Origin of the sequence: Blautia sp. An249, from assembly GCF_002159835.1 — a bacterium.
Classification (GTDB): Bacteria; Bacillota; Clostridia; order Lachnospirales; family Lachnospiraceae; genus Blautia_A; species Blautia_A avistercoris.
The window spans coordinates 26,801-38,886 of the sequence record NZ_NFJL01000004.1; the positions used below are offsets into that span (position 1 = coordinate 26,801).

General features: G+C 45.0%; 12 protein-coding genes. 1 reads left to right on the forward strand and 11 read right to left on the reverse strand.

Annotated features, from left to right (window positions below; genetic code table 11):
- The 5 genes from B5F53_RS05205 to B5F53_RS05225 form a co-directional block, all read right to left on the reverse strand.
- On the reverse strand, nucleotides 1-816 hold the full coding sequence (locus tag B5F53_RS05205; RefSeq protein WP_087220849.1) for an ABC transporter permease: 816 nt from the start codon (nucleotides 814-816) through the stop codon (nucleotides 1-3).
- Nucleotides 817-830: 14 nt separating this feature from the next.
- Nucleotides 831-1,388 carry a dTDP-4-dehydrorhamnose 3,5-epimerase gene (gene rfbC / locus B5F53_RS05210; RefSeq protein WP_087220852.1) on the reverse strand — a complete coding sequence of 186 codons (558 nt, stop codon included), beginning with the start codon at nucleotides 1,386-1,388 and terminating at the stop codon, nucleotides 831-833.
- A gap of 27 nt (nucleotides 1,389-1,415) precedes the next feature.
- The gene (gene rfbA / locus B5F53_RS05215) at nucleotides 1,416-2,285 is read right to left on the reverse strand and encodes a glucose-1-phosphate thymidylyltransferase RfbA (protein WP_087220855.1); all 870 of its coding nucleotides are present in this window, start codon (nucleotides 2,283-2,285) and stop codon (nucleotides 1,416-1,418) included.
- A gap of 14 nt (nucleotides 2,286-2,299) precedes the next feature.
- Entirely contained in the window at nucleotides 2,300-3,382 is a 1,083-nt protein-coding gene (rfbB, locus tag B5F53_RS05220) for a dTDP-glucose 4,6-dehydratase (protein ID WP_087220858.1), read from the reverse strand.
- Nucleotides 3,383-3,513: 131 nt separating this feature from the next.
- The gene (locus tag B5F53_RS05225; protein ID WP_087220861.1) at nucleotides 3,514-5,052 is read right to left on the reverse strand and encodes a GH25 family lysozyme; all 1,539 of its coding nucleotides are present in this window, start codon (nucleotides 5,050-5,052) and stop codon (nucleotides 3,514-3,516) included.
- 152 nt (nucleotides 5,053-5,204) lie between these two features.
- Here B5F53_RS05225 and rffA point away from each other — a divergent pair, with 152 nt between their 5' ends.
- Nucleotides 5,205-6,344 carry a dTDP-4-amino-4,6-dideoxygalactose transaminase gene (rffA, locus tag B5F53_RS05230; RefSeq protein ID WP_087220864.1) on the forward strand — a complete coding sequence of 380 codons (1,140 nt, stop codon included), beginning with the start codon at nucleotides 5,205-5,207 and terminating at the stop codon, nucleotides 6,342-6,344.
- Nucleotides 6,345-6,410: 66 nt separating this feature from the next.
- Here rffA and B5F53_RS05235 read toward each other — a convergent pair whose 3' ends face one another.
- The 6 genes from B5F53_RS05235 to cdaA form a co-directional block, all read right to left on the reverse strand.
- Entirely contained in the window at nucleotides 6,411-6,749 is a 339-nt protein-coding gene (locus tag B5F53_RS05235) for an EamA family transporter (protein ID WP_087220866.1), read from the reverse strand.
- Nucleotides 6,742-7,092: an EamA family transporter gene (locus B5F53_RS05240; RefSeq protein WP_087221324.1), complete on the reverse strand. Its 351-nt coding sequence runs from the start codon at nucleotides 7,090-7,092 to the stop codon at nucleotides 6,742-6,744. Before B5F53_RS05240 ends, B5F53_RS05235 begins: the two co-directional genes overlap by 8 nt.
- A 94-nt stretch (nucleotides 7,093-7,186) precedes the next feature.
- Nucleotides 7,187-9,610 (reverse strand): L,D-transpeptidase family protein, encoded by a 2,424-nt coding sequence (locus tag B5F53_RS05245; RefSeq protein WP_140398205.1) that lies wholly within the window; start codon nucleotides 9,608-9,610, stop codon nucleotides 7,187-7,189.
- A 16-nt stretch (nucleotides 9,611-9,626) separates the two neighbouring features.
- On the reverse strand, nucleotides 9,627-9,890 hold the full coding sequence (locus B5F53_RS05250) for an HPr family phosphocarrier protein (RefSeq protein WP_087220872.1): 264 nt from the start codon (nucleotides 9,888-9,890) through the stop codon (nucleotides 9,627-9,629).
- Between the two features lie 14 nt (nucleotides 9,891-9,904).
- The gene (locus B5F53_RS05255; RefSeq protein ID WP_087220875.1) at nucleotides 9,905-11,188 is read right to left on the reverse strand and encodes a CdaR family protein; all 1,284 of its coding nucleotides are present in this window, start codon (nucleotides 11,186-11,188) and stop codon (nucleotides 9,905-9,907) included.
- Nucleotides 11,175-12,059, reverse strand: coding sequence for a diadenylate cyclase CdaA (cdaA, locus tag B5F53_RS05260; protein WP_087220878.1), 885 nt, complete (start codon nucleotides 12,057-12,059; stop codon nucleotides 11,175-11,177). The genes B5F53_RS05255 and cdaA overlap by 14 nt, the downstream gene beginning before the upstream one ends.
- Nucleotides 12,060-12,086 lie beyond the last annotated feature (27 nt).

Below are 12,086 nucleotides of genomic sequence, written 5' to 3' on the forward strand. Positions count from 1 at the left end.
TTATAATACATCGGCAAAATGGATTTTCAGTCTCTTAAACACCCATCCGCCAAACAGGAAACACACGGCTGTAAAGACCCAGAAATAAAGGGTCCACCAGGGATGTTCCCAAAACCATTCTTTAAATATAAACGCATCCCGATACCCGGATACCACGTAATAAATCGGGTTCAGCTTCAGTATCTTTCCCAGCAGGGAATCCGGTCCCAGAACATTTTCTGATACCCACATAATGGGCGTCAGCCAGATCCCTACCTGAAGGGCAATATTGATGATCTGGGTTAAATCCCGGAAAAACACCACCACCGAACAGGTCATATAACACAGTCCCAGTACAAGTACAAACAGACAGCCGGAATAGTACACAAGCTGCAGGTAGTAGAAATCCGGAAAGCGTCCGTAAAATATATAAAGAAGAATAATAAACGCAACAAAAAACACATGTACAAATGCGGCGGATACGATTTTTACAATGGGAAGAACACTGATTTTAAACACTACTTTTTTGACCAGGTAATTGTATTCCAAAAGGGCATTGGTTCCCCCGTTCAGCGCATCCTGAAAAAAGAACCAGGGCACAATTCCTGCCACCAGATACAGCACAAAGGGAATTCCCAGATCTCCGGTATCCGCCCGAAAGCCCACTGAAAATACAAACCAGTAAACCAGAATTGTGACGATGGGCTGGATAAAAGCCCATACAATTCCCAGATAAGAGCCTGCGTATTTTGTTTTAAAGTCGTTTTTTGCCAGCTTTAATACCAGTCTGCGGTTTTGGTACACCTCCGCAGGCAAAGAAAATAGTTTCTTCAACATGAATTACACCCATCCTATCGTTTCGAAAATTCCCGGAAACTTCCCCATTTCTTATCTTTTTCTGAAAGGATCAGTTCCATTCCTTCCGGAATGGGCCATTTGACAGCAAGATCCGGATCGTTCCATGCAATTCCGCCCTCATCGTTAGGATGGTAAAAATCTGTGCACTTATACGCAAACTCTGCGTAATCGGACAGCACTAAAAATCCATGGGCAAAATTCTTGGGAATAAAGAACTGTTTCTTATTCTCCGCTGAAAGCACCACGCCATACCACTGCCCGTAGGTCGCGGAACCGGGACGCAGATCCACGGCCACGTCAAAAACTTCCCCGCTGACCACACGCACCAGTTTGTCCTGTGGATACTGAATCTGGAAATGAAGGCCCCTGAGAACTCCCTTTTTAGAACTGGACTGGTTGTCCTGGACGAACTCCATATCAATACCTGCCGCTTTATAATCATTATAATTATAGGTTTCCATAAAATATCCGCGTTCATCGCCGAATACGGCAGGTTCAATTACTTTAAGTCCTTCAATTTCTCCACACTGTGTTACTGTAATTTTACCCATTTTTTTCTTCCTCTCTTTATTTGTATTCTACAATCCCTCAGATACCTCTATCAGATACTGGCCGTAGGCCGTCTTTAAAAGAGGCTGGGCAAGCTCTACCAGCTGTTCTCTGGTAATGAAGCCTCGTTTATAAGCAATCTCTTCAATACAGGAGACGTAAAGTCCCTGCCGTTTCTGAATGGCGGCCACATAGTCTGCCGCATCCAGCAGAGAATCATGATTTCCCGTATCCAGCCAGGCAAATCCCCGTCCCAGAGTCTCCACATGCAGAGTGCCCCTTCTTAAATATTCGTTATTGACGCTGGTAATCTCAATCTCGCCTCTGGCGGAAGGTTTCACATGTTTTGCAATTTCAACCACATCGTTGTCATAGAAATAGAGTCCCGGAACGGCATAATTGGATTTGGGATGTTCCGGCTTCTCTTCTATAGATAGTGCTTTACCGTTTTCATCAAATTCCACCACACCGTACTCTCTGGGATCCCGCACATAGTATCCGAAGATGGTAGCCCCGCTTTCTCTGGAAGCTGCCTGAAGCAAAACCCGGGAGAAACTCTGTCCATAGAAAATATTATCTCCCAGTACAAGGGCCACATTGTCATTGCCGATAAATTCTTCTCCTACCAGAAAGGCATCCGCCAGCCCCCTTGGAGTCTCCTGTACCGCATAGGACATGGACAGGCCAAGCTGCTCTCCTGTTCCGAACAGTTCCTGGAAAACAGGCAGGTCTCTTCTGGTGGAAATGATTAAAATTTCCCGGATTCCCGACAGCATCAGCGTAGAAAGAGGATAATAAATCATCGGTTTGTCGTACACCGGCATAATCTGTTTGCTGATGGCTTTGGTCAGGGGATATAATCTGGTTCCGGAACCTCCGGCTAAAATAATTCCTTTCATACTCGTTTTCTCCTCTATTTATCCTGGTACATTTCCTGGTAGTATTTCTGATAATCTCCGCTGGTTACATGTTCCATCCAGTCCTCATGTTCAAAGAACCACTGGATGGTCAGGCGGATTCCGTCTTCAAACATGGTCTCCGGATACCAGCCCACTTCTTCTTTAATCTTATCCGGCGCAATGGCGTAACGGCGATCATGGCCTTTTCTGTCTTCCACATAAGTGATCAGTTTCTCGCTTACCAGTTCTTTTCTGGGATCTCCCTCGGGAAGCATCTCCTGCAGCGTATCCAGAATGATATGAATGATCTGGATGTTCTGTTTCTCGTTATGGCCTCCGATATTATAGGTTTCAAACAGACGTCCTTTCTCCTGTACCATGTCGATTCCCTTGGCATGATCCATTACATACAGCCAGTCCCTGACATTCTTTCCGTCTCCGTATACAGGAAGCTTCTTTCCGTGAAGAGCATTGTTGATAATCAGCGGTATCAGTTTCTCCGGGAACTGATAGGGACCGTAATTGTTGCTGCAGTTGGTAATATTGGCCGGAAATTTATAGGTATCCATATAGGCCTTTACCAGCATATCGGAAGAAGCCTTACTTGCAGAGTAGGGGCTGTGAGGCGCATACGGGGTAGTCTCATAGAAATATCCCCCGTCTTCTTCCAGAGAACCATAGACTTCATCGGTGGAAACATGAAGAAACTTCTTGTCCTCTTTGTAAGTTCCATCGGGAAGTTCCCAGGCTGCCTTGGCAGCATTAAGCATAACCAGAGTGCCCAGTACGTTGGTTTCCACAAACACAGTAGGATTCTTAATACTTCTGTCCACATGGCTTTCTGCTGCAAAATGCACCACCCGGTCAATGTCATTTTCCGCGAATATCTGGTTAATCTTTTCGCTGTCGCAAATATCGGCCTTTACGAAGGTATAATTTTCCCTTCCTTCCACGTCTTTTAAATTCTCTAAATTCCCTGCATAGGTCAGTTTGTCCACATTGATAATCCGAATCTCTTCTCCGTATTTCTCAAACATATAATGGATATAATTAGAGCCGATAAAACCTGCTCCTCCGGTCACAAGATAGGTTCTCATGTTTTTTCTCCTTTTCTCAAAAATGGTCATATTTAATGATAGTATAGCATTTTTATATAGGCGATTCAAGGCAAAGCGGACGAAAAGGTCTTTCCCCTTTCGTCCGCTCTTCTGACTCGTCCCTGTCTGGTTTATATTTTATTGGTACATCTTCCTGATGCGGAAAACTTATACGTATATCCTGCCGTATTGGTAAGAGTAGTATTCTTCAGCATAATTCCTGTTCCCAGGGTAAAATAATACCAGTTTCCTGCCTTGGTCTGCAGCCATCCCTTCTGAATGAAATAACCGTTGTTTTTCCCCAGGGCGAAATAGGTATTCTTTCCCACATCAAAGGTTCCGTAGGTGTCTACCATTACGCCGTCAGCCTTCACGTATCTGGTTCCCAGAGAGGAGGTGATAAACTTATTTTTCACCATCTTTCCATCGGAAGGATTGAAATAATAGAAGTTCCCTTTCGTTCCCTTCCATCCCCGCACTGCGTTTCCCGTGGTTCCAAAGTAGTATTTATCCCCGTTTACCGTTCCCAGCAGATTGGTTACCCTCTCGCCGTAACGATTCACATAATAGATCACCGATTTATCGGAATTGGCCAGTAAGGTGGAAGTCACCATCAGTCCTGTATTTTTGGTAAAGTAATAGTACTTTCCGTTATCTTTGACCCATTTGCCCTTTACCTTGACCCCGTTCTGGTAATAGTATTTGTATCCGTTTTCTGTAACAAACCCGTTCTTTTTGGAAGGATCCACAGTCGGTTCGTAGGTAGAAACAGGCGCAGTCCTCGGAACAATGATCTTTGTATAATCCGTAAAGCCGAAATCGATGTCCACATTATTATAAGGATCAATGCCGTCAATCAATCCCATAGTAGGATTCATCGTTCCTCCGCCGTCTCCGTCTGTGGCCTGCCAGATGGTGTAATAGTTTCCTGAAGGCGCCATGATTTTATCCCCATAGCTGGCAATCCATACATCGATCCCGCTGATAATACTGGGAACCAGATAATTCTTATACCAGTTCGTGTTGCAGTAAATCATGGGATAGTATCCGGCTTTTTCAATTTCATCACAAAAAGTCTTTGCCAGCTCAGATAAAAGCGTAGGGGAAAGAGAAGTAAGGGATCCGTCTTCCATATCCACAACTACCGGATAGGAAACTTTATATCCCCGCATTTTCTCAATGACCCACTGGGCGTCTGCCAGGGCCTGCTCTGTGGTCTTGGCTGTGCTGTAATAATAAACGCCCACCGGAAGACCGGCTGCATTGGCTCCCTTCATATTGTTTACATACTGAGAATCATAGGTGGTGCCGCCATATCCGCCTGCCCGGATGAAGGCAAAGTCCACATTGTCGCCGGCCACAGCGTCCCAGTCAATCTCTCCCTGCCAGAAAGAGACGTCAATTCCCCTTGTTATGGCTCCGGGAATCACCTGTCCGCTGCCATTGTAGCATTTTCCGTCTATTTTTGCCCAACGGTTGGGAGACAGGGCTCTTGTATCCATCGAGTTTTCTGCTGTCAGTTCTTCTTCTGCCACGGCGTCCCGACTCTGCTGTGCCCGTTCTGCCTCTGTCTGACCGCCCATGGCATACACAGATGCAGACAGCGCCACTGCGCTTCCCACAGCCAAAATGCCCATCAGACACCGTTTCCAAATCCTCTCATTTTTCATAATTTCAACTCCCGTTTTCCAGATATTACATTTTTTTTAATTTTTCATTAATTTTCACCTCCATTAAAACACGGTCTATCAAAAAAATCAACCTCTTTCTGATCTTTTGAAACAATCTTTACATTTCCAAAAGACTATACTATAATTGCCATATGATTGATTTTAACGTACCTCCCTATGTGGGAACAGAAGAAAAATATATAAAAGAAGCGATTCAGAACCAGAAGATATGCGGTGACGGGGCGTTTACACACAGATGCAGCGAATGGATCAATTCTCATTTTCATGTGAATTATTCCCTTCTTACCACATCCTGCACACATGCGCTGGAAATGTCGGCTCTGCTGGCCCAGGTGAAAGAAGGCGATGAAGTAATTATGCCTTCCTATACCTTTGTATCCACAGCAGACGCTTTTGTTCAGCGGGGTGCAAATATTGTGTTTGTAGACATCCGTCCGGAAACCATGAATCTGGATGAACGCCTGATTGAAGACGCAGTCACTGCCAGAACCAGGGCCATTGTTCCGGTTCACTATGCCGGCGTCTCCTGTGAAATGGATACCATTACAGACATTGCCAAAGCAAGAAATCTTCTGGTTATTGAAGATGCCGCCCAGGGCTTTGACGCTTATTATAAAGGCCGTTCCCTGGGAACCATCGGTGATTTCGGCTGTCTTAGTTTTCACGAAACGAAAAACCTCACCATGGGGGAAGGCGGTGCCTTTTTATTCCAGGACGAGAGATGGAGAGAACAGGCAGAGATTATCCGGGAAAAGGGAACCAACCGAAGCAAATTCTTCCGTGGACAGATTGATAAATATACCTGGGTGGATTACGGTTCTTCCTACCTTCCCAGCGATCTGAATGCCGCCTATCTCTGGGCCCAGTTAGAACAGGCGGACAAGATTCAGAACAACCGGATGGAGAGCTGGAATTTCTACCATGAGGCCCTGCGCCCCCTGGCGGAAAAAGGATATATCGTTCAGCCGTACATTCCTCCTTATGCAGAACACAACGCCCATATGTATTACCTGAAAGCGGAAAATGAAACGGTTCGCAACCGGCTTCTCACCTATTTCAAGGAGCACGGAGTTCTGGCCGTTTTCCACTACATCCCTCTTCACAACGCCCCGGCAGGTCAGCGGTTCGGACGTTTCCACGGGGAAGACGTCTATACTACCAGGGAGAGCTCCCGTCTTTTGCGCCTGCCTCTTTACTACGGACTGAAACGGGAAGATCAGGAATACGTCATTCAGACCCTCTATTCTTTTTATCAGGAGAGCTGGAGCTGATACCATACATAAAAGCCGTTTACCAGAGACCAAAATTTTTCCGGCTCTGGCAAACGGCCTTTTTATTCAGAGGGTATACAGAAGTACTCCTCCGATAATAATCAGATTTCCTATCACCTTTCTTCTGGTAAATTTCTCACCCAGCAAAAAGAAAGAAAGCAGCATCACAAACACATAACTGAAGGTATCAATTACTGCCCCGTATTTCATATCCACCCGGGTATAGGCATAGGTATTCAATAACAGGACGCCGAAGAATATCCCGTAAGATAAAATCACTCTCCAGTTTAAATATTCATAAATCCAGCTTTTATGGGAACGGTTTGCACTCTGTTTCAGAAGAACCTGGGAAATCGCTGTGAAAAACGTCCCCGCAAACATTAACAGCATATACATTCTATTCATTTCTCGTCACCACCAATACTCCAATCAGCACCACTAACAGTCCCAAAATGTTTCGAATGGACAAATTCTCCCTGAAAATCAGAGCCGCCCACACCTGAGACCAGATTAGATAGACACTCTTATTGGCATAGGCTACATTCAAATCAAATCTCTTGATTACCTTCTGCCAGGCCAATGCATAAATAAAGCAATTGAGAATCATCAGTCCGGCAAACAGATAGACGCCCGCTCCTCTGAGTCCGTGTTCATTATACTGTATGGAAGCTGCTTTTGAAAAAACTCCTGTAAACGAAAACAGCAGAATATTCAAATGCAGCAAAAGATAGTTCTTCCATTTTTCCATTTTCTTTTTCCTTTCTTCCGCCAAACAAAAGGCGTGTTCTAAAACCTCCTGCCATTTATAGGAACTGTTTTAGAACACGCCTGCTTTTTACTTATTAAACTGCCGGATCCGTAGGATCATACTTCTGACTGTTTGGTATGGTAATCTTTTTCGGTTTTCCCAGTGGTCCCTTTAAAGCATCATTGGCAACTACTGCCTTATCTACGATGCTGATTGCAGCGCCGTTACAGTTGTTATAAATCCATAATGCATCTGCCACATTGGTACGGATACATCCGTGGGATGCCGGATTGCCCAGCTTATTAAATTCATTAGCCGGCAGTGCATAACTGCTTGGTGCTGTGCAGGCTACCGAATGAATGAAGATTCCACCCTGGCCGGCGCCCGATACATGGCTTGCATACTGTCCATAGGACGGTCCCATCAGAAGCTGCCACCGGCCTGCCCGGTAGATGTGATAATTCCCCAGCGGTGTCGGCGTAGATGCGGCTCCTACAGAGGTTCTCACTGATTTTACCGGCGTCTTCCAGTCGGAAGTATAAATAGTAATAACTCCGTTCTTTCTGTCTACCTGTAAAGCGTATGGTCCTTTGATTACATTGCTTACATCATTTCTGCGGTATCCGTTGGCGTCAAAGTAATACTTTAATCCATTGATGGTCTTCCACTTAGACTTCACAAAGGAACCGGAGGCGCTGTCGAAATATTTTACCTGGTTGTTGGCGTTGCTGGTTACAATCCAGCCGGTACAGAATTTTCCTTTGGAATCCAGCCATCCTTTCACACCGTTTCTGGTTACCACTTTATTGGAAACGGCAGCGCAGGTATTGGGATCAAAATAATGCCATGCTCCGTCAATGGCTGTCCAGCCTTTGGCCAGGATCGCCGTCTTAGGATTTGCATAGTAGTAATGTCCCGCACTTCCAATCCAGCCGGTCAGCCTTGCGCCTTCCACCTTCTTGGTGCTGGATTTCTTAAAGAAGTATTTGTTTCCGTTATATTCTGTCACTCCGCTTGCCAGAACACCGCTTGGCAGGAAGTAATAATGGGAAATGGAACCTACATTCCAAAGGTTTTTATAATGATTTCCGTTGGCGTTAAAGTAATACCAGGCCTTCTTTCCATTATAGGTTACAATGGCAAACTGGTTCTTCACTTCTACAACCGCACTGCCTGCGCCGAATTTATAGAATCTGTTTCCGGCAGGTTTTACCATATGCCATCCGCTTGTATATTCTGCGCGGTGGCCGTATTCATTGATATAATATCTTTTTCCCTTATATGTATAAAGTTTATTCTGTACAACACGGTAATTGCTGTCTACAAAATACCAGTATTTCTTTTTACTTACCGTGCTTTTGGCAGAAATTGCCTCTTTCATGGTATTTTTAAACAAATATCCTGTTTCAGACAATACATAATAGTATTTTCCGCCGTCTAACTGAGGAATTCTCTGTTTGTCATATTTCTTTACCCAGTAACCATAGGGTCCGAAATACCACCAACGGGGAGCTACGGTTCCTTCTGCACCCGGAACCTGTCTCCATTCTCCCTGTACCATCTTTCCGGGAGCTCCGTATACCGGATCGCTTTCTTTCTCCATATAATATCTCTGGTTGTTATGTCCCGGAATTATCTGTACGCCGGTTCTCGGCACACCATTTGCATTGGGGAAAATAAAGTATTTGTCTTTGACTTTAATCCAGTCCTGTTTTCCATCGGTATACCGGTTCCAGTATTCGGTAACACTCATAAAGCTTCCGTCTCCGGCACAGAAAAATCTCCAGGCGCTTCCTGTATAATACCAGAAGTTCTTCTGCAGTCTTCCCAGATTGGATGTCTTCATGGCACCGCCTACATAGTCCACGCTGTCATTTGGCATAAAATAGTAAGAGGTATCTTTTGTATTGGAAAATCCTCTGGTGCCGGCCGGCACTTCTACTTCACCTGTCTGAAGAACTCCGTTCTCATCAAAATAGTAGCCTGCTGCTCCCTGGGCATAGGCCACAGTAACCAGTCCGTCTTCCTGTACATAATATTCCGGCTGTCCGTCCTGAGGCTGAACTCTTCTCAGTTTGTAAAGTCCGCTTGCTGCATCCTGTTCCCATACCGCATCCTTCTCCTGTACCACGATGCTGTCTGCGGCTTTTGCTGCATAAACGGCTGCCTGGGGCTCCAAAGTGGAAATGGGCTCCTCTTCGGCCACTAATTCATTTGACGGGTCTTCCTGTATCTCCTGTGTCTCCTGTGTCTCCTCTGTTTCCTGAACAGCTTCTTCCTCATCTTCCTGTTCTTCTTCGTCGGTATCTACTGTCTCGTCATCCTCTGTCTCATCTGAAGAAGTATCTGCCGGTTCCTGTTCCTGTTCTGATTGAGAACCTTCATCTGTACTATCGGTCTGTACACTGTCTTCCTCCTGCACTGTCTGGCCGTCTGTGATCACAGCGGCTCCTACTTCCAGCACTGTGCAGGCACAGATACATACACTCAGCATAAATGCCAGTACTCTTTTCTTCACTTTTCTTCCTCCTTCATTATTCTCCCAATCCATCTTCAATCGCTTTTACTAACGCTTCCATTGCTGTTTCTTCATCAACCCCTTCACATACCAGCTCAATCTCATCTCCGCACTTCACACAGGCGCCGAGAACACTTAAAACGCTTTTGGCATTGGCAGTACCCCCTTCAAATGTGAATGTAACCAGAGATTTATATTTCATAGCTTCTTTACACAAAATCCCGGCCGGCCTGAGATGAAGGCCTGTGGGATTCTTGATAACTACTTTTCTGCTAATCATAGTATCCTTTCCCCCTATTCTTCGGCATCTGCTTCTCCGGAAATCTTGATCTCTGTTTTTACCTCTGTAAGCAGCTTATAGCCGGACGGAAGTTTGATTTCCACCGGAACTTCATAACTTCCCTCTTCCTTATCTGAAAGATTAATGGATGCTTCAATGTCGTCTGTGCTGAGTGCAGAAAGGCTTGCGCCGTTTTCCTCCACACGCACGTCTATCTTATCCGTTTCAAATACTGCATCCAGTCCCTTTGAGAGTTTTTCTATCTTGATGTCCCTGGTGGGAATTGTAAACTCCTGACTGTTCTCAGGCATAATATCCGCGTGTACAATCACCGTCTCTGCCGTACCTGTGGTGAGTTTTAAGTCTTCCGGCAGCAGATCCACCAGATTTACTTTTGTCTCAAAGTCTTCTCTCTTCTCACTCACATTTACATAGTCTGCCGGTATCCAGATAACATTCCCCTGCTGGTTCAGACTGTTTAAAGCCTCATCGCTTCCTGCCACGCTGACTTCACTTGGGGTCATCGTCACGCCGTCCACTTTATAGCCGGCCGCCGGTGTTCCTGTATAATCTGCTTTGATACTTATATTGCTCCGTACCTTCCACAGGTTTACTGTCACATTCACAGAAGGGTTGGCAATATCATATTTCAGATACCGCATCTGGCTCTCGGACAGATTTTCCTGATTCTTATCAATAATCTGAAGATTGGCCGTCGCATTAATATCAGAGGTCGCTCCGTCCACTTTAACAGTGGCTGTTACTGTATCAATTTTCTGTATCAGGGAACTGGGGCCTGTGATCCTCACTTTCTCAGGGTTTGCCTGTACTGTACCGATTTCGTACCCCTTTCCCGGCTGTCCGTCCTGAGTCACATTAATAATATACTCCTGCGTCATCATTTCTTCAATAATAATTTCCATATTTCCGGGAGAAGCCGATAAGTTTCCGCTGCTTATCTGATCACAGGAAACGCTGATGGGTACCATAACCGGATCTGTATTCATATCCACAATCTGCTTCAGATCTGCCGTAGCTGTAATATCTTCGGCAGTGAGATTTTCTACTGTTTTTCTCTGTCCGGTAACAGATACCAGGGTAGTATCCTGCTCCTCCTGAATCAGACACATTTTCCCGCCGCTCTCAATATAGGCTTCGTTCTGGACTACTACAGGAACCCGGAAATGACGGGTAATAATGGGATTATCAATATTAACCACCAGCAGCCAGATAATAACTGCAATGACAACTGAAAACACTTTTAATGAAAGGTTCGCGGTCAAATCACTCTTCTTCATGTTTCACTCTCCCCTTCCAAAGCTGTTTCAATTTGCTGCTGTCTACGGTTTTCTTTTTATTCTGGATCTTCCTTAAAAATCCGCGGAGCTGTTCTGCCGTAATATCTCTTGTAAGAATCCCCTCCACTGCTACGGATACCTGGCCGGTTTCTTCTGACACAATGATGGTCAGAGAATCACTGACTTCACTGATGCCCACTCCTGCCCGGTGTCTGGTTCCAAGCTGTTTGCTTAAAGCCATATTGTCCGACAGAGGAAGATAACAGGTAGCCGCCACAATGCGGTTTCCGCGTATAATCACCGCCCCGTCGTGAAGGGGGGTGTTATGTTCAAAAATATTAATTAATAACTGACTGGTAATCACAGAATCAATATTGATTCCGGTTCTCTCGTATTCATTTAAAACCACATTCTGCTCGATTACGATTAAGGCGCCGGTCTTTACCTCGCCCATATCAAAACATGCCCTTACAATTTCATTAATGGTTTTATCGGTAAACCTTTCCTCCCCTTCTGTTTTACCGCTGTCGAAAGGAATCAGACTTGCCATAATATTTTTCTGCCCTAATTGTTCCAGCGCTTTTCTCAGCTCCGGCTGGAAAATAACTAATACAGCAGTAATGGCAATGGTCGCCAGATTCTTCCCGATCCACAAAATCGTATTCATCCTGAATATATATGCCAGCAGAATAAACAGAAGCACAATCGCTATGCCTTTTAACAATGCATACGCCCGTGTACTCTTAATCCAGAACATAAACTGATAGATAAAAAACGAAATCAGAAGTATCTCGATAATGTCTGTAAAGCCAATTCTGGGAAGGGAGATTTTCGGCAGATAGTCGTTCAGTATCTGGTTTAAGACATCCATGTATGCGCTCCTTTCTGCTTTACTTTC

Excerpts from the sequence above, each read along its gene's own strand:
- B5F53_RS05205 (WP_087220849.1), bottom strand. The coding sequence starts at position 816 with ATGTTGAAGAAACTATTTTCTTTGCCTGCGGAGGTGTACCAAAACCGC.
- rfbC (WP_087220852.1), bottom strand. The coding sequence starts at position 1,388 with ATGGGTAAAATTACAGTAACACAGTGTGGAGAAATTGAAGGACTTAAA.
- rfbA (WP_087220855.1), bottom strand. The coding sequence starts at position 2,285 with ATGAAAGGAATTATTTTAGCCGGAGGTTCCGGAACCAGATTATATCCC.
- rfbB (WP_087220858.1), bottom strand. The coding sequence starts at position 3,382 with ATGAGAACCTATCTTGTGACCGGAGGAGCAGGTTTTATCGGCTCTAAT.
- B5F53_RS05225 (WP_087220861.1), bottom strand. The coding sequence starts at position 5,052 with ATGAAAAATGAGAGGATTTGGAAACGGTGTCTGATGGGCATTTTGGCT.
- rffA (WP_087220864.1), top strand. The coding sequence starts at position 5,205 with ATGATTGATTTTAACGTACCTCCCTATGTGGGAACAGAAGAAAAATAT.
- B5F53_RS05235 (WP_087220866.1), bottom strand. The coding sequence starts at position 6,749 with ATGAATAGAATGTATATGCTGTTAATGTTTGCGGGGACGTTTTTCACA.
- B5F53_RS05240 (WP_087221324.1), bottom strand. The coding sequence starts at position 7,092 with ATGGAAAAATGGAAGAACTATCTTTTGCTGCATTTGAATATTCTGCTG.
- B5F53_RS05250 (WP_087220872.1), bottom strand. The coding sequence starts at position 9,890 with ATGATTAGCAGAAAAGTAGTTATCAAGAATCCCACAGGCCTTCATCTC.
- B5F53_RS05255 (WP_087220875.1), bottom strand. The coding sequence starts at position 11,188 with ATGAAGAAGAGTGATTTGACCGCGAACCTTTCATTAAAAGTGTTTTCA.
- cdaA (WP_087220878.1), bottom strand. The coding sequence starts at position 12,059 with ATGGATGTCTTAAACCAGATACTGAACGACTATCTGCCGAAAATCTCC.